At 57.7% G+C, this 23,130-nt stretch carries 21 protein-coding genes; 10 read left to right on the top strand and 11 right to left on the bottom strand.

What is annotated here, in order from left to right:
• Positions 1 to 100: 100 nt before the first annotated feature.
• A complete protein-coding gene (locus HFD97_RS17265) occupies positions 101 to 373 on the bottom strand; it encodes a YdgH/BhsA/McbA-like domain containing protein (RefSeq protein WP_009088813.1) in 273 nt (90 codons plus the stop codon).
• 253 nt (positions 374 to 626) lie between these two features.
• Between HFD97_RS17265 and narQ the strand changes: the two genes are divergently transcribed.
• The 6 genes from narQ to HFD97_RS17235 all read left to right on the top strand — a co-directional run bounded on the left by narQ (position 627) and on the right by HFD97_RS17235 (position 8,584).
• Positions 627 to 2,315, top strand: coding sequence for a nitrate/nitrite two-component system sensor histidine kinase NarQ (narQ, locus tag HFD97_RS17260; protein ID WP_009088812.1), 1,689 nt, complete (start codon positions 627 to 629; stop codon positions 2,313 to 2,315).
• 68 nt (positions 2,316 to 2,383) lie between these two features.
• Positions 2,384 to 3,013, top strand: a complete 630-nt coding sequence (locus tag HFD97_RS17255; protein ID WP_058957420.1) for a response regulator — start codon at positions 2,384 to 2,386, stop codon at positions 3,011 to 3,013.
• A gap of 167 nt (positions 3,014 to 3,180) precedes the next feature.
• A complete protein-coding gene (acrD, locus tag HFD97_RS17250; RefSeq protein ID WP_167431292.1) occupies positions 3,181 to 6,297 on the top strand; it encodes a multidrug efflux RND transporter permease AcrD in 3,117 nt (1,038 codons plus the stop codon).
• 578 nt (positions 6,298 to 6,875) lie between these two features.
• Positions 6,876 to 7,244 carry an ArsC family reductase gene (locus tag HFD97_RS17245; RefSeq protein WP_167431291.1) on the top strand — a complete coding sequence of 123 codons (369 nt, stop codon included), beginning with the start codon at positions 6,876 to 6,878 and terminating at the stop codon, positions 7,242 to 7,244.
• Between the two features lies 1 nt (position 7,245).
• Positions 7,246 to 8,373 carry a succinyl-diaminopimelate desuccinylase gene (gene dapE / locus HFD97_RS17240; RefSeq protein WP_009088806.1) on the top strand — a complete coding sequence of 376 codons (1,128 nt, stop codon included), beginning with the start codon at positions 7,246 to 7,248 and terminating at the stop codon, positions 8,371 to 8,373.
• Between the two features lie 22 nt (positions 8,374 to 8,395).
• A complete protein-coding gene (locus tag HFD97_RS17235) occupies positions 8,396 to 8,584 on the top strand; it encodes a YpfN family protein (protein WP_009088805.1) in 189 nt (62 codons plus the stop codon).
• Positions 8,585 to 8,614: 30 nt separating this feature from the next.
• On the opposite strand, the gene ypfH is transcribed toward HFD97_RS17235, so the two are convergent.
• The 6 genes from ypfH to dapA all read right to left on the bottom strand — a co-directional run bounded on the left by ypfH (position 8,615) and on the right by dapA (position 15,128).
• Positions 8,615 to 9,295, bottom strand: coding sequence for an esterase (gene ypfH, locus HFD97_RS17230; RefSeq protein WP_009088803.1), 681 nt, complete (start codon positions 9,293 to 9,295; stop codon positions 8,615 to 8,617).
• Between the two features lie 73 nt (positions 9,296 to 9,368).
• Positions 9,369 to 11,351: a tRNA(Met) cytidine acetyltransferase TmcA gene (locus HFD97_RS17225; RefSeq protein ID WP_167431534.1), complete on the bottom strand. Its 1,983-nt coding sequence runs from the start codon at positions 11,349 to 11,351 to the stop codon at positions 9,369 to 9,371.
• Positions 11,351 to 12,214: a neutral zinc metallopeptidase gene (locus tag HFD97_RS17220; RefSeq protein WP_009088799.1), complete on the bottom strand. Its 864-nt coding sequence runs from the start codon at positions 12,212 to 12,214 to the stop codon at positions 11,351 to 11,353. Before HFD97_RS17220 ends, HFD97_RS17225 begins: the two co-directional genes overlap by 1 nt.
• 130 nt (positions 12,215 to 12,344) lie before the next feature.
• Positions 12,345 to 13,058 (bottom strand): phosphoribosylaminoimidazolesuccinocarboxamide synthase, encoded by a 714-nt coding sequence (gene purC / locus HFD97_RS17215; protein ID WP_009088797.1) that lies wholly within the window; start codon positions 13,056 to 13,058, stop codon positions 12,345 to 12,347.
• 145 nt (positions 13,059 to 13,203) lie between these two features.
• A complete protein-coding gene (gene bamC, locus HFD97_RS17210; RefSeq protein WP_150028937.1) occupies positions 13,204 to 14,235 on the bottom strand; it encodes an outer membrane protein assembly factor BamC in 1,032 nt (343 codons plus the stop codon).
• Between the two features lie 14 nt (positions 14,236 to 14,249).
• A complete protein-coding gene (dapA, locus tag HFD97_RS17205) occupies positions 14,250 to 15,128 on the bottom strand; it encodes a 4-hydroxy-tetrahydrodipicolinate synthase (protein WP_009088794.1) in 879 nt (292 codons plus the stop codon).
• Between the two features lie 143 nt (positions 15,129 to 15,271).
• On the opposite strand from dapA, the gene HFD97_RS17200 reads away from it, so the two are divergent.
• Together HFD97_RS17200 and bcp are read left to right on the top strand one after the other, a co-directional pair.
• Positions 15,272 to 15,853 carry a glycine cleavage system transcriptional repressor gene (locus HFD97_RS17200; protein WP_009088792.1) on the top strand — a complete coding sequence of 194 codons (582 nt, stop codon included), beginning with the start codon at positions 15,272 to 15,274 and terminating at the stop codon, positions 15,851 to 15,853.
• A 156-nt stretch (positions 15,854 to 16,009) separates the two neighbouring features.
• Positions 16,010 to 16,477: a thioredoxin-dependent thiol peroxidase gene (gene bcp, locus HFD97_RS17195; protein ID WP_009088790.1), complete on the top strand. Its 468-nt coding sequence runs from the start codon at positions 16,010 to 16,012 to the stop codon at positions 16,475 to 16,477.
• A 74-nt stretch (positions 16,478 to 16,551) separates the two neighbouring features.
• Here the strand turns inward: bcp and HFD97_RS17190 are convergent, their stop codons facing one another.
• From HFD97_RS17190 to HFD97_RS17180, 3 genes are all read right to left on the bottom strand, one after another.
• A complete protein-coding gene (locus tag HFD97_RS17190; protein ID WP_009088788.1) occupies positions 16,552 to 18,117 on the bottom strand; it encodes a sensor domain-containing diguanylate cyclase in 1,566 nt (521 codons plus the stop codon).
• 381 nt (positions 18,118 to 18,498) lie between these two features.
• Positions 18,499 to 19,107, bottom strand: coding sequence for a DsrE family protein (locus tag HFD97_RS17185; RefSeq protein WP_167431290.1), 609 nt, complete (start codon positions 19,105 to 19,107; stop codon positions 18,499 to 18,501).
• A gap of 31 nt (positions 19,108 to 19,138) precedes the next feature.
• Positions 19,139 to 19,744 (bottom strand): DsrE family protein, encoded by a 606-nt coding sequence (locus HFD97_RS17180; RefSeq protein ID WP_009088784.1) that lies wholly within the window; start codon positions 19,742 to 19,744, stop codon positions 19,139 to 19,141.
• Positions 19,745 to 20,500: 756 nt separating this feature from the next.
• On the opposite strand from HFD97_RS17180, the gene HFD97_RS17175 reads away from it, so the two are divergent.
• Together HFD97_RS17175 and arsC are read left to right on the top strand one after the other, a co-directional pair.
• Entirely contained in the window at positions 20,501 to 21,964 is a 1,464-nt protein-coding gene (locus HFD97_RS17175) for a M48 family metallopeptidase (protein WP_009088781.1), read from the top strand.
• A 29-nt stretch (positions 21,965 to 21,993) separates the two neighbouring features.
• Positions 21,994 to 22,335, top strand: a complete 342-nt coding sequence (gene arsC, locus HFD97_RS17170) for an arsenate reductase (glutaredoxin) (protein WP_167431289.1) — start codon at positions 21,994 to 21,996, stop codon at positions 22,333 to 22,335.
• Here the strand turns inward: arsC and hda are convergent.
• Positions 22,332 to 23,033 (bottom strand): DnaA inactivator Hda, encoded by a 702-nt coding sequence (hda, locus tag HFD97_RS17165; RefSeq protein ID WP_219854829.1) that lies wholly within the window; start codon positions 23,031 to 23,033, stop codon positions 22,332 to 22,334. The genes arsC and hda overlap by 4 nt on opposite strands.
• Positions 23,034 to 23,130 lie beyond the last annotated feature (97 nt).

The raw sequence follows: 23,130 nt of genomic DNA, 5'->3' as shown, positions 1-23,130 counted from the left end.
ACAGGCTGATTTGTAAGAATCCGTCATGATGCACAAAAATAAAAAAACCGGCCATTTTCAGGCCGGTAAGAGCTACAGGGATGGAAACAGGAGGGTATAGCTAGCGATAAATCTCTGCGGTGCCGCTCCACAGGCTGGAGTCGCCTGGGTTATCGACGCCGATAACACGGTAGTGGCTGGCGCCCATCTCTTCCGCTTTTTGCGACAGATGGCGGCTGGCATCATCCAGCGAGCCTCGCACGCCGGAGACCGAGACGCTGCCAATGCTCTGCAGGTTCTGCGCCTGGGCCTGATCGACCGGTGCAGCAGCGAAAGTGGCAAATGAGGCGGTAGTCAGTAAGGCGCCCGCCAGAACAGCATTCAGTTTTTTCATGGGATGCTCCTTAATCTGTAATCGGGGGTAAGTCAGTGACTGGAAGAATTATTAGCGCTGCAATGAAAAGCAACATCGGGGCGGTGTAAAGCTGTTTGTTTTTTGACCACAGAACCGTCGTCGATCCTGGGAACTGTCAGTTGCGGTCATTTTTTGTTCTGTCCGACACGACGGAGGCGATAAACCGCAGCAGGATCATTTGCGTCAGGGGATTGCTCTTTTATAATCCCGCACTCACCACAGGGCCATTCATGTGATTGTTAAACGTTCCGTAACTCAAAGCATCGCGCAGGCGCTCAGTGCAATTGTCCTGCTGTCGCTGCTCACAACAGGTCTGGCCCTGGTCACGCTGCTCAGCAGTCAGCGCGACGCAGAGGCGATCAATCTGGCCGGTTCACTGCGTATGCAGAGTTACCGCATGGCCTGGGATGCCAGCCGTCAGCCACAGAATCTACCGCAACATCTGGCGCTCTATCAGCAGACGCTCGACTCCCCGGTGTTTCAGAAGCTGGATCGCCCCTGGGTTCCGCGTGAAGTCAGCACTCGCTATCAACGTCTGCGCGCCGCCTGGCCCGACCTGCAACAGCAGCTGCTGCAGGGCGATACCGTCACCTGGCAGCATCAGATCCCGGTTTACGTCGCCGAGATCGACCGCTTTGTGCTGGGCTTACAGCGTTACACCGAACTGAAAATGCATCTGGTGGCGGGCAGCAGCCTGGTGGGGGTGATTGCGATTGTGGCACTGGCGCTGATGACGATTCGCTTTACCCGCCTGCAGGTGGTACGGCCTCTCAATGCGCTGGTCACCGCCAGTCGCTACGTTGAGAGCGGCAATTTTGCTTTTCCGCCGCTGCAGGTCGAACAGCAGAATGAGCTGCGGGTACTGTCTCACGCCTTTAGCGGCATGGCGGCACGCCTGCACTCGCACTATAAGCTGCTGGAAAGTACGGTGCGTGAAAAGACCGAAGATTTAACCCAAGCGAACCGCACCCTGTCTCTGCTCTATGACAGCTCACAGATGCTGACGGCCAGCCCGCTGCATCCGGCCCTGTTTGAAGCCGTCCTGAGCCGCGTGCTGACGCGTGAAAAACTGACGGCTATCCGGCTCGACAGCGATCAGTTTCAGTTCTGCGCCGGTGATGAAGAGGCCGGGGGTCAGTGGCAGCGGCTGCCGGTCCGGCAGGCCGATCAGCCAATGGGCGAGCTGCGCTGGCAGACAGCCGGGGCCTCTCCCCCGGATGAGCTGATGCGCAGCCTCGCGGCGATGCTCGGACGCGCTATCTGGATCTGGCAGGCGCAGCAGCAGTATCAGCAGATGCTGCTGATCGAAGAGCGCACCACCATCGCCCGAGAACTGCATGATTCGCTGGCGCAGTCGCTCTCCTTTTTACGCATTCAGCTGACCCTGCTGCGCCGCACCGTCGATAAAGAGGATAGCGCAGCGCACACTATCATTGCCGACTTCGATCGGGCGCTGGCTGATGCCTACCGGCAGCTGCGTGAATTGCTGACCACCTTCCGCCTGACCATTGAGCAGGCAGATCTGGTCGCGGCGATGCAGGCGATGATCGCCTCGCTGCAGGAGAAGAGTGGCGCAGAGATACAGTTTCACTATCAGACCGGGCTGCTGAGTCTGGAAGCGCAGCAACAGGTGCATGTATTGCAGATCGCCCGTGAGGCGCTGCTGAACGCGATACGTCACGCCAGCGCAGAGGTCATCCGGGTGGAGTATCAGCACAGTGAAAAAGGTGAGCACTTACTGACGATTACAGACGACGGTGTGGGCATGAACAGCACCGACGAACCCCCCGGCCACTATGGCCTGACCATTATGGCGGAACGCGCTCAGCGCCTGGGCGGCAACCTGACCATCCACGCGCAACCGCGGGGCACCCGGGTCGAACTGCGCTTTCCGCCGCAGCCTGCCCGCCCGCTGGAGTAACGGGCCGCCGCCTGGTTTACTCGCCAGAACAGACTGTCGGTTTCACTGCACCGATAAACGGAGAGACTATGCAACAACCCGCATTAACCCTGATGATTGTGGATGACCACCCGCTGATGCGTCGCGGTATTCGTCAGCTGCTGGCGCTGGAGCCGCAACTGACGGTGGTCGCCGAAGCGAATAACGGCACAGAGGCGCTGGCCGAGGCGCGCCGTCAGGAGCCCGACATCATTCTGCTCGACCTGAATATGAAAGGCATGTCCGGACTGGACACGCTGAAGGCGCTGCGCCATGAAGGGATCAGCGCCCGCATTCTGGTGCTGACCGTTTCTGATGCCCGCAGTGACATTTTTGCGATGGTGGATGCCGGTGCCGATGGCTATCTGCTCAAAGACAGCGAACCGGAGATCCTGCTGGCGCATATTCTGCAGGCATCGCGTGGCGAAAAGGTTTTCAGCGAAGGCGTCGCCAGCTATCTGACCAATCGTCAGCACAGCGCCGATCCGCTGCGTCAGCTCACCGATCGCGAGCGGGACGTGCTGCAGGAGGTTGCGCGCGGCCTGTCGAATAAGGAGATTGCCGCTATTCTGCACATCTCGGAAGAGACGGTAAAAGTGCACATCCGCAATCTGCTGCGCAAGCTGGATGTGCGTTCGCGCGTCGCCGCCACGGTGATGTGGCTGGAAAGCCGCAAATAGCCAACGAATTTACACTTTCTCCTCAATTTCTCCACGATTTCCCCCGCTGCCGCACGTAGAGTGAATGGCGGCGGCGAATCGTGGCAAAGCACATCCGATTTGTCTGTCAGTACGCCCGTAGCGGGCAGGCCTGGTCGATTTTAACTGTCGTGAGGAGTGTCGGTTTAATGTCGAATTTCTTTATCGACCGCCCCATCTTTGCCTGGGTGCTGGCGATTCTGCTGTGCCTGTGCGGCACGCTGTCGATCAGGTCACTGCCCATTGAGCAGTACCCCGACCTGGCCCCGCCCAATGTCCGCATTACCGCTAACTATCCAGGCGCATCGGCCCAGACGCTGGAAAATACGGTCACCCAGGTGATCGAGCAGAACATGACCGGCATCGATAACCTGATGTACATGTCCTCCAACAGCAGCAACACCGGCCAGGCGCAAATCACCCTCACCTTTACCGCCGGAACCGATCCTGATGAAGCGCGTCAGCAGGTGCAGAACCAGTTGCAGTCTGCGCTGCGCAAATTGCCACAGGCGGTGCAGTCACAGGGCGTCACGGTGAATAAAACCGGTGACAGTAACATTCTGATGGTGGCTTTCGTCTCCACCGACGGCAGCATGGATAAGCAGGATATTGCAGACTATGTCGCCAGCAACATTCAGGACCCCCTGAGCCGCATTGATGGCGTCGGCCAGGTGGACGCCTACGGCTCGCAATATGCGATGCGCATCTGGCTCGATCCCAACAAGCTGATCGCCTATGCCCTGACCACCGGGGATGTGGTCAGCGCTATTCAGTCGCAGAACACACAGGTTGCCGTGGGTCAGGTCGGAGGCCTGCCCTCGGTGGAGAAGCAGGCGCTGAACGCTACGGTCAATGCGCAGTCGATGCTGCAGACCCCGGAGCAGTTCCGGGCCATCACCCTGAAGAACAATCCTGACGGTTCCGTGGTGACGCTGGGCGATGTCGCCAGCGTGGCGCTGGGGGCGGAGAAATATGATTATCTGAGCCGCTACAATGGTCAGCCCGCCTCGGGGCTGGGGGTAAAGCTCGCCTCCGGCGCCAACGAGATGAACACCGATAAGCTGGTGCGGGCACGCATTGAGGAGCTGTCGCACTACTTCCCGCACGGGCTGGAAGCAAAAGTGGCCTATGAAACTTCGCCATTCGTTAAAGCGTCAATTACCGATGTGGTGAAGACGCTGCTGGAGGCGATCGTGCTGGTGTTTGGCGTGATGTATCTGTTCATGCAGAATTTTCGCGCCACCCTCATTCCGACCATTGCGGTGCCGGTGGTGCTGTTTGGCACCTTCAGCGTGCTCTACGCCTGCGGATTCAGCATCAACACCCTGACCATGTTTGCCATGGTGCTGGCGATCGGGTTACTGGTGGATGATGCCATCGTGGTGGTGGAAAACGTGGAACGTATCATGCGCGAAGAGGGACTCTCGCCGCGGGCCGCCACCCGGAAATCGATGGGCCAGATTCAGGGCGCGCTGGTCGGTATCGCGCTGGTGCTGTCAGCCGTGTTTGTGCCGATGGCATTTTTTGGCGGAACCGTCGGCGCGATTTACCGTCAGTTCTCCATCACCATCGTGTCGGCGATGGTGCTGTCGGTGCTGGTGGCGATGATCCTGACTCCGGCACTCTGCGCCACGCTGCTCAGGCCGGTGGCACAGGGCGAACAGCATGCGGCGCGCGGCTTTTTTGGCTGGTTCAATCGTCACTTCAACCGCAATGCTGAGCGCTATGAGCGCGGGGTCGCGGCGATTCTGCGCCGCGGCGGTCGCTGGCTGCTGCTCTATCTCGGCCTTATCGGCCTGATGGCCTTTCTGTTTCTGCGCCTGCCCACCTCGTTTCTGCCGCTGGAAGATCGCGGCGTATTCCTGACGCAGGTACAGCTGCCGGCGGGCTCGACGCTGGAACAGACCGCTCGCGTGGTCGCCAGGGTGGAGCACTACTATCTGACTCAGGAGAAAGCGAACGTACTGTCGGTCTTCTCCACCATCGGTGCAGGCCCGGGCGGCAACGGACAGAACGTCGCGCGTCTGTTTGTGCGGCTGAAAAACTGGGAGGAGCGGCCCGGTGACGATCGCACCTCCTTTGCGATTATCGAGCGCGCGACCAAAGCTTTTCAGCAGATCAAAGAGGGCCGGGTGATAGCCAGCAGTCCCCCCGCGATTACCGGTATGGGCAGCAGTTCCGGCTTTGACCTGCAGCTGCAGGATCACGGAGGTATCGGTCATACCCAGCTGATGGCGATGCGCGACAGGCTGCTGGAGATGGCGGGCAACGATAAGGCGCTGTCGCGGGTGCGGCACAATGGCCTGGATGACAGCCCGCAGTTGCAGATCGATGTGGATGCGCGCAAAGCGCAGGCGCTGGGCGTGTCACTGGATACCATCAACGACACCCTGACCACCGCGTGGGGCTCCAGCTATGTCAACGATTTTCTGGATCGCGGCCGGGTGAAAAAGGTCTATGTGCAGGCCGCCGCTCCGTTCCGCATGCTGCCGGACGACATTGACAAATGGTATGTCCGCAACAGCAGCGGCAAAATGGTGCCCTTCTCCGCCTTTGCCACCAGCCGCTGGGAGACCGGTTCGCCACGCCTTGAGCGTTATAACGGCTACTCATCGCTGGAGATCGTGGGCGAAGCCGCCAGTGGCGTGAGCAGCGGCGCGGCCATGGATGAGATGGAGAAGCTGGTTAACGCCCTGCCGCTGGGTGTCGGCTTCCAGTGGAGTGGCGCCTCTTATCAGGAGCGCCTCTCCGGCTCACAGGCCCCGGCGCTCTATGCCATTTCGCTGCTGGTGGTCTTTCTCTGCCTGGCCGCGCTCTATGAGAGCTGGTCGATTCCTTTCTCGGTGATGCTGGTGGTGCCGCTCGGCGTCGTCGGGGCGCTGATCGCCACCTGGCTGCGCGGGCTGGAAAATGATGTCTATTTTCAGGTGGGCCTGCTGACGGTGATCGGCCTGTCGGCGAAAAACGCCATCCTGATTGTCGAGTTTGCCAGTGAGATGAACAGCAAAGGGCGTGAGCTGGTGGAGTCTACGCTGGAGGCGTCGCGTCAGCGCCTGCGGCCCATCATCATGACGTCACTGGCCTTTATCTTTGGCGTGCTGCCTATGGCGATCAGCAGCGGAGCAGGCTCCGGCAGCCAGCATGCCGTGGGAACCGGCGTGATGGGCGGCATGACCTCCGCGACGCTGCTGGCGATCTATTTCGTGCCGCTGTTCTTTGTGCTGGTACGCCGTCGCTTCCCGCTGAAAGAGAAGCCGCATGACTGAATGCGGAGCCAATAAAAAGCGGCCCCTGAGATCAGCGGCCGCCTTATTTCTGTGTGTGGTAAGAATGTCAGCAAGCGGGAATGTCCTGCTTTAATCTCCACGTGTTACTTGTTGCGTAACATCGCTTCGATGAATTCTTTCCAGGTTCCCATTTCAGTGTCAATCATAATGCCCTCTCTTATTGTGCTGGCAATATTACGCGTTTTTTTTCGCCAGGTGAATACGTTTACACCTGTTATCACTATCGGCAGCAGCGATGAAAACATGAATATTGCGGATTTTGTAAGCTGACGCACATTTCAGCAACCTCCTAATTACGCAGGAAATATTTCGCGATTAACCCAGCGGTAGACGATTTTTTCAACATGGCGAAATTCTTAATCGCGAAATGATGAGCAGGGTAATGATTGCCCGCTGAATTGATAGCGTTTACCCGGGGGGAAATGATCGTCTGCCTGAGGCTCGCTTTACGCACGATCAGCCGTCGGGGCAGATGCCGCAACGGATCACACTATGCTAAACTCGCGCTTTGGCTGCTTTTTCAGCTTAACGCGCTTCATAACAATAAGGATCAGGCGATGTGCACGCAGTGGGTGATGTTCGGGATAAAAAATTGCGACACCATAAAAAAAGCCCGGCGCTTTTTAACAGATGCAGGCGTTGATTATCACTTTCACGATTACCGGGCCGACGGCCTGAGCGATGCACTGCTGCAGGAATTTATCGATGCGCTGGGCTACGAAGCCCTGCTCAATACCCGCGGCACTACCTGGCGTAAACTGCCCGAGGCTGACCGCGACGCGGTGACCGATGCTCACAGCGCCAAAGCGCTGATGCTGGCGCATCCCGCCATGATTAAGCGTCCGCTGTTGCGCGCCCCGGATGGCAGCCTGCTCGCCGGTTTCAGCGAAGCCACCTATCAGAATGCTATTCAGGAGAAGCCATAATATGTTTTGCCCGGTCATTGAGCTGACGCAGCAGCTTATTCGTCGTCCCTCTCTCAGCCCCGATGATGCCGGATGTCAGGCTTTGCTGATCGCCCGTCTTGAAGCCATTGGCTTTCAGATTGAGACGATGAACATCGACGATACCCTGAACTTCTGGGCCACCCGTGGCGAAGGGGAAACGCTGGCGTTTGCCGGTCACACCGATGTGGTGCCGCCGGGCGATGCCAGCCGCTGGATTAACCCGCCGTTTGAACCCACCATCCGCGACGGCATGCTGTTTGGTCGCGGTGCGGCCGACATGAAAGGATCGCTGGCGGCCATGGTCGTCGCGGCCGAGCGTTTTGTGGCAGCCCGTCCCCATCACAGAGGGCGACTCGCCTTTCTGATCACCTCTGACGAAGAGGCCAGCGGTGCCAACGGCACGGTGAAAGTGGTGGAACGGCTGATGGCGCGCCGGGAACGCCTCGACTACTGCCTGGTCGGTGAGCCTTCCAGCACCGAAGTGGTGGGTGACGTGGTAAAAAATGGCCGACGCGGCTCGATCACCGCCAACCTGATGGTACATGGCGTGCAGGGTCACGTTGCCTATCCGCATCTGGCTGACAACCCGGTTCACCGCGCGATGCCTGCCCTGAATGAGCTGGTGGCGACGGAGTGGGATCAGGGTAATGAGTTCTTCCCGGCCACCAGTATGCAGATTGCCAACGTCCAGGCGGGCACCGGCAGCAACAATGTGATCCCCGGCGAGCTGTTTGTGCAGTTCAACTTCCGCTTCAGCACCGAACTCACCGATGAGATGATCCGCCAGCGGGTCGCAGAACTGCTGGATCGTCACCAGCTGCGTTACACCATTGAGTGGAAACTTTCAGGTCAGCCCTTCCTGACCTCACGCGGAAAGCTGGTTGATGCCGTCGTGAAAGCGGTAGCGCACTATAATGAAATTAAGCCGCAGCTGCTGACGACGGGCGGCACCTCCGATGGCCGGTTTATCGCCCGGATGGGGGCGCAGGTGGTGGAACTGGGGCCGGTGAATGCCACCATTCATAAAATCAATGAGTGTGTGAAAGCTTCCGACCTGCAGATGCTAAGCCGGATGTACCAACGCATCATGGAACAACTGATCGCCTGATGGCGATGTTAAGGAGCAGCAAATGGAATTTATCAAAGATTACTGGTGGATCCTGGTGATCCTGCTGATGGTTGGCGTGCTGATGAATGTCTATAAAGATCTGAAACGGATCGACCATAAAAAATTCATGGATAACAAACCTGACCTGCCGCCCCACCGTGACTTTAACGATAAGTGGGATGACGAAGACGACTGGCCGAAGAAGAAGTAACGAAAATGCCCCTGCTCTGCAGGGGCATTTTTACATCATCGCAATGACATCATCGTCACCGGGTTTTGCCCCGCTTAACGCTTCATCGAAGTAGCGTTTTGGCACCGTGTAGCGCAGATGATTCAGCGCCAGCGTCATGCTGCGGTCATCAATAGCGTGCGCCAGATCGTCGACGATATCGAGCGTGACGTCGCCTCCGCTGGCGGTGAGTCGCTGCTCCGCCTGCTGCGCATGAAACACCGGAATCTGCTCATCATAATCACCGTGGATCAGGTGAACCGTGGTACGGGTGCTGGCTTTCTCCGGCAGGGTAATAAACCGGCCGTTGAACACTACCGCGCGGCCGGCCAGATCGGAATGGGCTTTCACCCCTTCCAGCACCATACTGCCGCCCTGGGAAAAACCGATTAACGCCGTCGCTTCCGGGCGCACACCGCTTTTTTTCTGCCAGTGACGCACGGATTCCACAAACTGTGGCATCGCCGCGTTAACCCGCTGCTGTAGCGTCATATCGTGCAGTTCAGCCTCGCTGAACCACTGACGGCCCGCAGCCGGCGAGCCAACAGAAACCACCAGCGCCTCAGGAAATGTCCGGGCAAACCAGCTGCCAATCTCACCCATCGAATCCGGGTTATCGCCTACGCCATGGTAGAGCAGAAACAGCTGAGCCGTGGTGGCAGGCTGTTGAACGATTACATATTTCAGTGTCATAGTGACCTCCGTTATTCACTCTACGCCAGCTGGCAAAGAATGATATGAGGATTATTTGAACCCGCTGGTCGAATTATTTCAACGACGGGTGCAGCGCATCCTGCCGAATGCCCAGACTTTCCAGGGCGGCTGCCGCCTGCTGACGCAGTACCGAAATCAGCGCCTTGCGTCCGCTTATGCCCGCCTGGTGTGCCAGCCCGCTTAACGCATCCGGTGTGCTTACCGCTGCGGCCAGCAGTGAGTCTGGGGCCGCACTGGCCGCCACCAGACGCTGCAACACCGGCAGGCTCGCTTCCAGTGGGCGCTGCGCCCAGGCAAAACCCGCGGCCAGCGGGATGTCCTGCACACGCCATCCATCATCACACCTCGCCTCAAACTGCAGATCCAGCGCGATGTGCTGGCGCAACAGCGGCCAGTCACGCGCCAGCTGGTCTGCCGCGCGACGCTGCAATGCCTCGCCGGCTGCAGAACAGGGCAGGATGGCCATCGCCGCATAACAGCCGCTGCTGGCCTCACGCTGACTGCCAATCCGTACCAGCGTAAAACCACAGGCGCGCCAGAATGACCAGAGAGATTCAGTGTAGCCGAAGCTGACCGAGAGGTAGTCGCGATCGGCGGCGGCGCGGGCGGCAGCGGCCACGAGCTGCTGCCCCATTCCCCGACGGCGGCTCTCCGCCGCCACGGCAATCCGGCTGATGCGCAGCGAGCGCAGGATTGCCGCCTCAGCCAGACCCGCGTGTGCGGCCAGCGACTGCGCCACCAGATTGCCGCGCGGTCGCCGGGTGCCTGCCCAGACCGCCTGCGCCAGGGCGGGCTCCAGCCCGCCCTCCTCCACCAGCCAGAGCGCCCCCTGCAGACCCGGCGGCTCCCCTGCCCGCCAGAGCTGCATACCCGGTGCATCCAGCAGGCGGCGCAGATCGAGCGGCGAGGTGCGGTAGTGCGCGCTGGTCAGCAGACGATAGGCGGCCTCCAGCATGGGGAAATCGTGACGCGGGACCGGGTGTGGCGTCACGGCAGAAGCGGGCGTGGTGGCAGCGGCATCCTCAAACAGCAGCGCCGCATTCAGCCACTGCTCCAGCGGATCGTGACGCGACCAGCGCAGCGGCTCATCCAGCGTGAAGTAGCGTGCCTGCGGCAGCCCGGCACAGAATTTAAGGATAAACCCGCGCCCGCTCCCCTCGTAGCCCTGCACGGTGGTAGTCAGCAGGACGCGGGGATAGCGGCTGACCAGCGCCTGCAGCAGTGGAGCCGGGATGGCCGCCGCTTCATCCACAATTAGCCACGACGCCGCTGGCACGGGATCCGACGCCAGCAGGGCATCCGGGGCCATAAAATGGAAAGCCTCAGCAGCAAAGGTCGCCAGCACATCCGTGGAGGCTCTGGCCGGGGCAGTCACCAGACACTGCCCGTTCTGCCGGGCCAGCATGCCCGCCAGCGCCGATTTGCCCCGTCCGCGAGCGGCCGTCAGGACCGCGACGCCGGAAGGCATCGTCGCCAGTTGATCGAGTATCGCCTGCTGCTGTTGCGGTGCCTGACAGTGCCAGAGCGGCCAGTCCGGTGGAGGCGGAAAACGGTCAGGCTGATGCTGACGCACCAGCAGCACCTGCTCATCGCCGATTATCAGCTGTTGCAGGTGGCGAACAAAACCGGGCGTCGCGATCGGTTCCGCAACATCTGCCCAGCGCAGGCTATCGGCGTCAGGCTGCTGCGACCATTGCCCCCAGGGCGGCACCAGCAGTAACAGCCAGCTACCGGCGCTGAGCGTCCCCGCCAGCGCAGCGAAAGCCTCGGCATGAAATCCCTGTCGGGCGTCAAAAATGGCGTGATGAAACTCGCGGCCAAGCAGCGTTCGCAGCGCTGCGGGCGGTTTATGCGGTTCGGGAGCCTCAGAGGGCCCCGTAAACAGCGGTTCAGGACTCACCTGCAGCCAGTCGCCCGGGAGCATTTCACGCCACTCTACAGCCCGCATCACACACCAGGCCGGGTCGCCGCTGATCACCGCCAGACGACGGACACCGGCCTGCTGCATAAGCTGCGTCTGCTGTGGCAGAGACATCAGTTGCTGGCGAAGGTGTTGCACTGTCCTGGATCGCCACCATCAAATCCGCGCTTGAACCAGGTGTAGCGCTGCTCAGAGGTGCCGTGGGTAAAGCTGTCCGGCACCACGCGCCCCTGACCTTTCTGCTGCAGACGATCATCACCAATCGCCTCGGCAGCATTCAGCGCCTCCTGCAGATCGCCCGCTTCCAGAATGTTTTCCTTCTGCATGTAGTGTCCCCAGACACCGGCAAAACAGTCCGCCTGCAGTTCCATTTTGACGGAGAGCTGATTGACCTGTGTCTGGCTGGCGCCCTGCTGCATTTCACGCACTTTTGGCTCAATGCCCAGCAGCTTCTGCACGTGGTGACCCACTTCATGGGCGACCACATACCCCTGAGCAAAGTCTCCGCCCGCGCCCAGTTTCGTCTTCATCTCGTCGTAGAAGGAGAGGTCAATGTAGACGGTCTGGTCAGCAGGACAGTAAAACGGTCCCATCACTGACTGGCCTGTGCCACAGCCGGTCCGGGTTGCGCCGCGATACATCACCAGCTTCGGAGCCACATACTGCTTGTTCATCTGCTGGAACAGTTTGCCCCAGGTATCCTCAGTGGTAGCCAGAATCACCTTCGTGAATTTCGCCGCCTCATCATCATTGGCGCTGACGCTGCGCTGCTGCTGACTGGTCGGTGCCACGTCGCCGCCGGTCAGCAGTCCGGTGAGGTCGTAACCGTAATAGCCTGCTACCGCCACCACAATCAGCAGCACGATGCCGCCTTTACCACGTGGCAGACGAATCTGGCGTCCGCCGCCGCCAAAACCGGATGACTGATCGCGACGGTCCTCTACATTGTCGCTCTCGCGACGCCCTTGCCAGCGCATGCTCTACTCCCTTTGATAATCTTCAGATGGCATGATTTTAGTTGTGCGACGAAGCAATCACCAGCTTTACGCCAAAATGAAAAAAGGAGAGCCGGGGCTCTCCTTTTTATGTTCTGCACGGTCGTCAGACTCAGTCGAGTTTAACGCCCAGTCGCTGTGCCACCGCCTCATAGGCTTCCACTACACCCCCCAGGCTCTGGCGGAAACGGTCTTTGTCCATTTTATCCAGCGTCTCTTTGTCCCACAGGCGCGCACCGTCCGGGGAAAACTCATCGCCCAGCGTCACTTCACCGTTGAACAGACCAAACTCCAGTTTGAAGTCGACCAGAATCAGACCCGCCTCGTCGAACAGCTTGCTCAGCACCTCGTTAGCTTTAAAGGTCAGCTCCTGCATCCGCGCCAGGTTCTGTTTACTGACCCAGCCAAAGGTTTCGCAGTAGGATTCGTTGACCATCGGGTCATGCTTTGCATCATCTTTCAGGAAAAGATCAAACAGCGGCGGATTAAGCACCATGCCCTCTTCCACGCCCAGACGTTTTACCAGCGATCCTGCGGCGCGGTTACGCACCACACACTCTACCGGTACCATCTCCAGCTTCTTGACCAGCGCCTCATTATCGGACAGCAGCGCTTCCATCTGGGTCGGGATACCCGCTTCCTGCAATTTGGTCATGATGAAGTGGTTAAACTTATTGTTAACCATTCCCTTACGATCAAACTGCTCGATTCGGGCGCCATCACCTGCTGACGTATCGTTGCGGAATTCGAGTATCAGCAGATCCGGGTTATCGGTGCTGTATACGGTTTTCGCTTTACCGCGATACAACTCAGCTCGCTTTTGCATCTTGTTCACTCCAGACTTGAAATAACGGGTGTTCAGCGGCCAGCGCCGCTGCGGCGATTGCCTTGACGCAATCGTTTACTTCGCCGCGCGCTATTATGCCAAAAACAAAAAAAAAAGGCCGGAGAATCTCCGGCCTGAGGCAACTTTATTTGTTCAGCGCCGCCTGGAACACGGCCACCAGCGCATCGTTCTGCGACTGGGTCAGCACATGCCCTTTCGGGTCGATGAATTGCAGACTGGTGCGGTTGTCGAGATCGCCGACCTGCACTTTGTAATCGCCGTTCGGCAATTCCGGATCTTTCGCGCCCAAGGAATCCCAGTCGCTGCTGCTCAGTGACTTGTAGGTCACCTTCATGCTGCCGGTAGAGCGGGTGGTGTCAGTCACCTCCATGCCAACGCGTTTCATTGCGTCTGGCAGACGCTGCCAGGCCACGTTGTAAGGCGTTCGCAGGATCAGCATAGGCAGACCGGTATCATCGGCACCGCTCTGCACATCGATCGCGCCATTCACCCGGCCGGATGCCGCGTTTTCACTGGCGGTATCGATCTTGTCCATGCCGGTGCTGATGTCATTCAGCATCTGCGCGGTGTAACGCTGGATCTGGGCAGGTGAAGTGATGGTTTTCCCATCCTGCTGCAGCTCCAGCAGACGCACGGTCAGCAGCTGCTGATAGCTCTGCGACTGCACGCTGATCTGATAGCGACCGCGGTACTGCTGATCTTCATCCGCACGGTTCCACTGAACCCAGTCGGTCGTCAGCTGCTGACCGGCATCATTGCGGGAGGCGATCGGGAATTTGTAGGACTGCACCACATTGACGACCTGCGACCAGACCGAGCCACGGCTGTTATCAATGATCAGCGCGCCGGTATTGTTACTGAACTGCGCGCGGGTGCCGTTCATCAGTGCCAGCGGCTGTGCTGGCGGACGGATGTCCAGCTGCTTGCCGGTAGGGCCCTGACTGGCGGTGCGGGGCACATCATAGTCGCCACGCTGCACCGGCAGGATCATTCCGGCAGGCGCTTTCAGCTCATGCAGTTCACTGGCCTGAAGATAGGATTCGTCGCCGCTGACCTGGCGCTTATAACGCTGATCGGTTGAACAGGCCGACAACAGCATCAGGGTAGAAAGCCCCACCACTGTGGCAATTGTTGACCGCTTTACTGAGTAATTCATTCAAACTCCCTAAATTATCGCAAACCCGCTTTCACCAGCGCCTGTTCCACTTTCGGCTGGCTGGCTGCTGTCAGTGGCGTCATTGGCAGACGCAGCGTGTCGTTAGCGATTAATCCCAGCTGCTTCGCTGCCCATTTCACCGGGATAGGATTGGGTTCACAGAAAAGCGTCTGGTGCAGGTGCATCAGACGCTGATTCAGGCGGCGTGCCTCGACGAAATTGCCCTGCTGTGCGAGCTGGCAGACTTCCGCCATTTCGCGCGCAGCCACGTTCGCGGTCACCGAGATGACGCCTTTGCCGCCCAGTTGCATAAAGTCCAGTGCCGTCGCGTCATCGCCACTCACCAGAATGAAATCTTCATTAACCAGCTCTTGGATCTGACTAACCCGCGATAAGTTCCCGGTTGCCTCTTTGATTCCGATAATATTTTTGATTTCGGCCAGGCGGGCAACGGTTTCCGGCAGCATGTCACAACCGGTACGTGAGGGAACGTTATAGAGCATCTGTGGCAGGCTGGTGCTGTCAGCAATCGCTTTAAAGTGCTGGAACAGCCCTTCCTGCGTCGGGCGGTTATAGTAAGGGGTGACGGTCAGGCAACCCACCACGCCGGAATGTTCAAAACGCTTCGTCAGGGAGATGCCTTCAGCGGTGGCATTAGCCCCGGTTCCGGCAATCACCGGAATACGGCCATCGGCCAGTTCCAGGGTCAGCATCACCACATCGCCATGCTCTTCATGACTCAGGGTGGCAGACTCGCCTGTGGTGCCGACGGAAACGATCGCCGCGGTGCCGCTGGCGACGTGATAATCAATCAGTTTTTTCAGACTCGACCGGCAGACATTACCGCTGTCATCCATTGGCGTAACGAGTGCAACAATACTTCCCGTAAACATTGGCGATCCCCTCGACAAACAAGTGCTTCATGGTACGTTTTACGCTTAGGGAAAAGCAAGCAAGCCACGCCATTCCCGCGCTTGTCAGCAGTTTTTTTTATGTTTACCTTATGGTTATTAGCGAAAGCAGAGGAAAAGCCATTTTGTCGCAATCTCAGCCCCATCATCTGGTGATCACCGCCCTCGGTGTTGACCGTCCGGGTATCGTCAACACCATTACCCGACACGTCAGCAGCTGTGGTTGCAATATTGAAGACAGCCGTCTTGCCATGCTCGGGGATGAATTCACGTTTATCATGCTGCTGTCCGGCAGCTGGAATGCGATCACGCTGATTGAATCGACGCTGCCGCTGAAAGGGGCAGAGCTGGAGCTGCTGATCGTCATGAAGCGTACCAACGCGCGGTTACGCCCGCCGATGCCTGATACCGCCTTTATCCAGGTTGAGGTCGCCGATTCACCGCACATCATCGAGCGCTTTACCGATCTCATTGATAAGCATCAGATGAACGTGGCGGAACTGGTGTCGCGCATCACCCCCGCGCAACAGAGTTTGCCGCCGACACTCTATATTCAGATGACGGCACACAGTCCGACACGCACCAGCGGCACCACCTTTGAGCAGGCGTTCAATGCGCTGTGTCAGGAGCTGAATGCCCAGGGCACGCTGCGCCTCTATAGTGTGTCAGATGCCGACAGCAGCGAATCTGTCAGCGCGGTGCGCTAAACTTTGCAAATAAACCGGAGTTATTTCTCCACATTACTGCCACTGAAACGTGACCGGCTATGTGGTGAAATACCCCCTGATGGTAACGTTCCCTCTGGTTGTTTTTCGCTGGATGGTGTATTACCCACAGCCTGAATAAAAAAATGGAGAGATGTGATGAATCCACTGAAAGCCGGTGACACCGCACCCGCATTTAGCCTGCCCGATCAGGACGGCGAACAAGTGAATCTGACCGACTTCCAGGGACAGCGCGTTCTGGTCTACTTCTACCCGAAAGCGATGACGCCAGGCTGCACCGTGCAGGCGTGCGGTCTGCGTGACAACATGGATGAGTTGAAAAAAGCGGGTGTGGAAGTGCTGGGTATCAGCACCGACAAACCGGAAAAACTGTCACGTTTTGCGGAAAAAGAGCTGCTGAACTTTACCCTGCTCTCAGATGAAAACCATGAAGTCTGCCAGGCGTTTGGCGTCTGGGGTGAAAAAACGTTTATGGGTAAAACCTATGACGGCATTCATCGCATCAGCTTCCTGGTGGATGCAGAGGGCAAGGTTGAGAAAGTGTTTGATAACTTCAAGACCTCGAATCACCACGACATGGTGCTGGATTACGTTAAGTCCGCCTGATCGTAAGGGCGCGGTAGCCTGGGTGCCGCGCCCTTCTTCTTTCTCTTTCCCCGCCCTCCCCGCTTCCCGAACCGTTAAGATCGGACAACGATGACGCAGTTGCGCCCGGCATTCTTTGCCTCATAAAGCGCGGCATCCGCCTGTTTCAGGCTCACTTCCAGCCCGGCATCCTGCGTTCCTTTCCAGGCCGCGACACCGATAGAGAGGGTAATCCGCCCCACATCCCTGAGCCAGGCTTCTGCAATGCCCTGCCGCACCCGCTCTGCGATGACCTGCGCTTCATCCAGCGACGTTCCTGGCAGCAGCATCAGAAACTCTTCTCCGCCGTTGCGGCATACGACATCCGAGTGACGGGCGCTGGCACGCAGCGTGCTGGCCACCTGCTGAATCACCCGATCACCGACGTCATGGCCCCAGCTGTCGTTAACGTTTTTGAAATGGTCGATATCCAGTGCCAGCACCGCGAAAGGCTGGCGCAGCGTGCGATAATACTCCAGGACCGCGTTCAGCCCGCGGCGATTCAGTAGCTGGGTGAGCGGGTCGGTCTGCGCTTCTGAGCTGAGACGGCCGATTTTGTCCTGCACCAGGCCGATACCGGTGAGCAGCGCGCGCTTCACCTGTGCGGCCTCAAAGTACCAGGCGCTGATACCGCCAATCTCCTTAGAGACGCCCTGCGCATCCATCCGGCTGGCTTTGCGTGCCAGCTGAAACAGCGGCCGGGCGATCAGTCGCGCCAGCACCACAGCCACCAGCAGGGTCAGCAGCGCAAACGGCACCGAGTTTTTCAGCACTTTCATTAACAGCCCGGAAAGCGGATCGAGCGTGGCATTGATGGGCTTCAGGGCCACCACCGTCCAGCCGGTGGTCGGAACGACGGCATAGCCGGCCAGCTGCGTGGATTCTCCCGCACCGGTCATCATCAGCGAGCCGTTGGTCTCCTCACCGTTGGGACTGACGATGGCAGGCAGGGTTTTGCCCACCAGCTGACGATTCTGGTGATACAGCACCTCATTATTACTGTCGAGCACATAGACCGTGGTGCCATCACGATAGAACTGTTCACCCAGCAGCGCATTCAGAATACTTTTCTTTTTCAGATAGATGGTGCCGCCGACGTAGCCCAGATAGTCGCCCTGTTCGCTCCAGATCGGCCACGAGACAAACACCAGCAGATTATTAGCCGGTGACAGCGTCGGTTTGCTGATTGCCGGCTGCCGCAGCGTCAGCGCTTCGCGCGAGGCATCACTGGTGAGATGCATGCCTTTCAGGGTCAGGGACTCAGGCGAGATCGCTTTGACCACGCCCTGCCCATCCACCACCACCACCGAGTTAAAACTGGTGGTCTGCTCACGCAGGCGGTTGACCTCACTGCTCAGCAACGCATCATTATTGAAGTCACGGCTGAGCTGATTGGCGCTGAAGTGCAGCTGTGACTGCGCCAGCTGGAAGAAGATTTCGCTGGTAGAGGCGAGCTTGGCGGCATAGGCGCGGTTAGCTTCAAGCGTGGAATCGATCAGCACCTGACGCTGCACCCGCCAGGTGGCGTAAAGTGTGTTGGCGAGCGTAATGACAATACTGACAATGACCAGCAGGGCGATGAGATTGCGTAAATCGGCTTTAGGCCGAAACAGCTTTAGCATGGCGTTGCCGCCCCGAAGAAGGAAGTCATGTCATGAATGCCTGATTATTTTTTTAATGAAAGCCAGCTGATAATCCGGGCTTAAGTCTACACCCTGCTGGCCTTTTTGAGCAGCATTAAGACAAATTACAGCCGACTAAATACAAATTATCCTGGCACTGATTTAATGATCAGGGCTTCTCTGCTGACAGGGAAAAAGCACGATAGATAGTGGTCCCGAACCCCGGTAAACATGACGTTTTATCGTAGGAGCCGCGGCAATTAAGGCCAGCCTGAAGCGACAGGGCGCATCCGGTGAGAAGAAAGGAGTAAGGCCGGTCCGCCTTACAGGAAAAGCAAAGCACAGCAGATGACAGCGGCGATGACGCCGCTGTCAGGAGGATCAGAGCATCAGAAAGGCGTAACCGCTGTTTTCCAGGGTGGCGACTGTGGTGCCGCTGGAGATCGTGTGGGTGACCATCGGGTCGATCCAGTCACGCTCCAGCTGATGAAACGCCACTGACTGGTCACAGATAGTGACCTGCACACCCGCTTTTTTCAGTTCGCTGATTAATTTCAGGTTCGGGTTATCGACACCGTAGGCTTTGCTGAACTGCGCATTATTCAGGGCAGATGAAACCGCGTCGCCGTTAATGGATACCACAAATTTCAGTTGGTCGAGCGGCACACCCGCCGCATAATAGAGGTTGGTTACACGCGCGACGCGCTCCAGACCGAGATTCGGTTTACGAATATCGCCTTCACTGCGGTTGATCTGAAAGACGATTTTATTACTCAGGCCTGTCGTTGTGCCGGGTTTAAAGGCTGGCGTATCGACATAATGTATTTTGCCATACCCCTCAATTGCCGGTGTACTCCAGAAGTCGGCAGGCTCGGTTTTATTCTCCGCCAGTTTATCGCTGGCCTTACCAAATAAAGCGGGCAGCTGTAAAACATTGCCGCCAATAAATCCCGCGACGGCTGCCACCACCACTAAAGTTGCTGGACGCATCAGATATTCTCCCGATAAAATAAAACGTTAATTACATTGCCAGCCACGCATACCCCTGATTTTGCAGCGTTGAGACCGTGGTTGGACTGGAAAGCGCATGCACAACGGATTTATCAATCCAGTTGTTGGGATAGTGGTGGAAGGCCACCGACTGATCGCACACGGAGACTTTGACGCCCGCCTGATTCAGCTCGTTAATCAGCTTCAGGTTGGGATTGTCGATGCCATAAAACTGTTTGAAATGGGCGTTATCCAGCATGGCGGGGGTCGCGTCACCGGTAACCGAAACCACAAACTTCAGCTGATCGGCCGGAACGCCAGAGGCGATATAAAGATTCACTACCCGCGCGACGCGCTCCAGTCCCAGATTGGGTGCGGTCATCGCGCCATCGCTGCGGGTGATCTGGAAAACGATTTTATTGCTCAGACCCGGCACCGGCTTAAAGGCGGCATCAGGCTCATAATGAATTTTGCCGTAGCCTTCAATCGCCGGTGTACTCCAGAATCCGGCGGGTTCCTGAGGCTCTGAGGCAAAATGGCGTGTGACTTTGTCATAAATAGTGCCACTCTGTGTAACAGCCGCACCCACTACGCCACCGATAATGGCGATTAACGCGTACGAAATAGCTGAACGCATAACACTTCTCTCCGGCAAATAATCTCTGGCCTATTCAGGACTGAATCAGGTCGGCTATCTATATCACAGCGCGGACGTGATTCTCTCCTGAAGGAAAGGCGGGCAGGCACGCTGCTGATGACAGCAGAAATGATTCACCGCCTGAATTAATCGAAAAATTTCATTAGCGACTAAAAACCATCTTCTTATCACTGGCCCGCGATAAGGGCCGCCTTATTTATGGCGACAGGGGAAAGATTTAAAAAATAACAGCCAGCGTTAAATAGAAAAAAACAGATATGGCCGGAATAACGATTGAATTTATCAATGTAAAAACGGAATTAAACCCATGCGTTTCGCTGTTTTTTTCAGATTTGACCTGGAAAAAATCATGCCATATTCAGTTTTTTTGAGTGAATTTACATAACTTTAAAAAGGAAAGCGGATTAACGTCAGAAGACCGACAGAAGATTCTGCTTTATTCATGCCGGACTCAATCAGCAGGGTAAATAAGCCGTTGTATAATTGCGCGCCGGCGCGGGCAATCCCCTGCCCCGACTTATCCGTTTAACTACGGTTTAGGTTTCAGGAATGTTCAATTTTTTTCGTCATATTCGCTGATCTTGCACAAACCGCGCCGCCGGCTGGCCCCGAAAACAGCATTTCTTTCTTTTCGGGCACTGGTTAAGATAGGCGCAAACCGTCGTTATCTGCGGAAAAGGGAACCTACCCGCTGCGCACCTGTCTCTTTTCAGAGCCTCTCTACAGGATTAAGGCATGTTGAACCGGTTAAAAAAAACGCTGATCGCCGCGCTTCTGCCGACGCTCATTCTGTCCACGCTGTCACCGGCTTACGCTGATGTCAGTGATTCTCTTCCCGATATTGGCACCACGGCCGGTTCGACGCTGTCGATTAATCAGGAGCTGCAGATGGGCGACTTCTATGTCCGCCAGCTTCGCGCCAGCGCACCGCTGATCAACGATCCGCTTCTCAATCAGTACATCAATCAACTCGGCCAGCGCCTGGTTGCGCACGCTGACTCGGTGAAAACGCCGTTCCACTTCTTTCTGATACAGAACGATGAGCTGAACGCCTTTGCCTTCTTTGGCGGCAATGTGGTGCTGCACTCCGCGCTGTTCCGCTTTACCGAGAATGAAAGCCAGCTGGCGTCGGTAATGGCGCATGAGATTTCTCACGTTACCCAGCGCCATCTGGCGCGCGCGATGGAAGATCAGAAGCGCAATGCGCCGCTGACCTGGGTCGGTGCGCTGGGCTCCATTCTGCTGGCGATGGCGAGTCCGCAGGCGGGCATGGCCGCACTGACCGGTACGCTGGCGGGCACCCAGCAGGGGATCATCAGCTTTACCCAGGGAAATGAGCAGGAGGCAGATCGCATCGGGATTCAGGTGCTGCAGCGCGCCGGATTCGATCCGCAGGCGATGCCGAACTTTTTGCAGAAGCTGGCCGATCAGAGCCGCTTCTCGTCAAAGCCACCGGAAATTCTGCTGACACACCCCCTGCCCGACAGCCGTCTGGCGGATGCCCGAAACCGCGCCAACCAGATGCGGCCAGTAGTCGTGCAGTCGACGGAAGATTTTTATCTGGCGAAGGTCCGGGCGCTGGGCATGTACTCCACCGGGCGCAATCAGCTTACTGACGAACTGCTTAGCCAGTATGCCAGCGGCAATTCGCGTGAGCAGCTGGCCTCACAATATGGCAAAGCGATACAGTTTTTGCAGGCGAAGAGTTTTGCCGACGCGAAGCGGATTATGACCCCACTGCTGGCGAAGCAGCCCGGTAATGTCTGGTTCCTCGACATCATGTCCGATATCGATATCGGCCTGAACCAGCCGCAGCAGGCGATTGCCCTGCTCACCGCGGCTACCGGGGCGAAAAACAGCCCGGTGGTGCAGCTCAACCTGGCGAATGCCTATGTAGAAGCGAAACAGTATGCCAGCGCCAGCCGCATTCTGAATCGCTACACCTGGGCAAACAAGGATGACCCCAACGGCTGGGATTTACTGGCGCAGGCTTCTGCTCAGCAGGGGCTGAATGATGAGGAGCTCTCGGCGCGGGCCGAGAGTCTGGCACTGAATGGTCAGCTCGATCAGGCGATTAGCGCACTGAGCAGCGCCAGCGCCCAGGTGCCGCTCGGCAGCCTGAAGCAGGCGCGCTACGATGCCCGTATCGATCAGCTGCGTCAGTTGCAGCAGCGTTTCAAACAATATCAGAAAGGCTGAGCATAACAGCCAAAAAGGGAGAGCCTGACATGGTGACGATTTACCACAACCCGCGCTGCAGCAAGAGCCGCGAAACTCTGGCCCTGCTGAACGCCCGCGGCCTGACACCGGAAGTGGTGCTCTATCTGCATACGCCGCCTGACCGCGAGACGCTGCAGAGTCTGCTGCAGAAGCTGGGGATGCAGAGCGCACGCCAGCTGATGCGCACGAAAGAAGCGCTCTACAGTGAACTGGCGTTGAGTGATAAAGAGGAAAGTGCGCTGCTGGACGCGCTCACCGCCCATCCGAAACTGCTTGAAAGGCCGATTGTGATCAAGGGCGATCGGGCGCGAATCGGACGTCCGCCGGAAGCGGTGCTCGACATTCTTTAAAGGCCGAGCGTCTCTTTAACGAAGGGAATGGTAAGTTTGCGCTGGGCGCTGATCGAGGCACGATCCAGCCGATCCAGCGTCTCAAACAGGGTGCGCATTTCACGGTCCAGTCGCTTCAGCAGGAAACGTCCCACATCCTCCGGCAGCTCAAAACCGCGTAAGCCGGCGCGCAGTTGCAGCGCCTGCAGTTTATCTTCATCGGAGAGCGGCTGCAGGCGATAGATCTGCCCCCAGTCCAGGCGCGAGGCGAGATCGGGCAGCTGCAGATTCAGCTGGCGCGGTGGACGATCGCCGGTGATGAACAGCCGCGTGTTGCCGGTTTCCAGAATGCGGTTGTAGAGATCGAAGATCGCCATCTCCCACTCCGGCTCACCGGCAATGCACTCAATGTTATCGATGCAGACCAGTGACAGCTGCTCCATCCCCTCCAGCACTTCCGGTACAAACCAGGTGCGTTTGTCCAGCGGCACATACCCGACCGCTTCACTGCGTGCGGACATTTCGGCGCACGCGGCGTGCAGCAGATGACTCCGCCCGCCGCCTTCGCGTGACCAGAAGTAGAGATAGCTGCCATGTTGTTGGCTGAGAGCGCCTTTCAGCGCGGCAATCAGCGACGGGTTCTCCCCCGGCCAGAAGCTGGCGAAGGTTTCATCGTCAGGTAAATAGAGTGGCAATGACAATTGTGCCGGCGTGTTCAGAAGCACCTCAGCAAGAGAACAAGCAAAAAATCGGGGGAAGTCTATCACAGTTTTCAGAAAGAGATGAATGGGGCGTCCCTGCCCCGATCCTGTCCGT

The organism is Pantoea sp. EKM103V (assembly GCF_011800365.1).
Classification (GTDB): Bacteria; Pseudomonadota; Gammaproteobacteria; order Enterobacterales; family Enterobacteriaceae; genus Pantoea; species Pantoea anthophila.
This window is presented reverse-complemented; position numbering and strand designations above follow the sequence as displayed.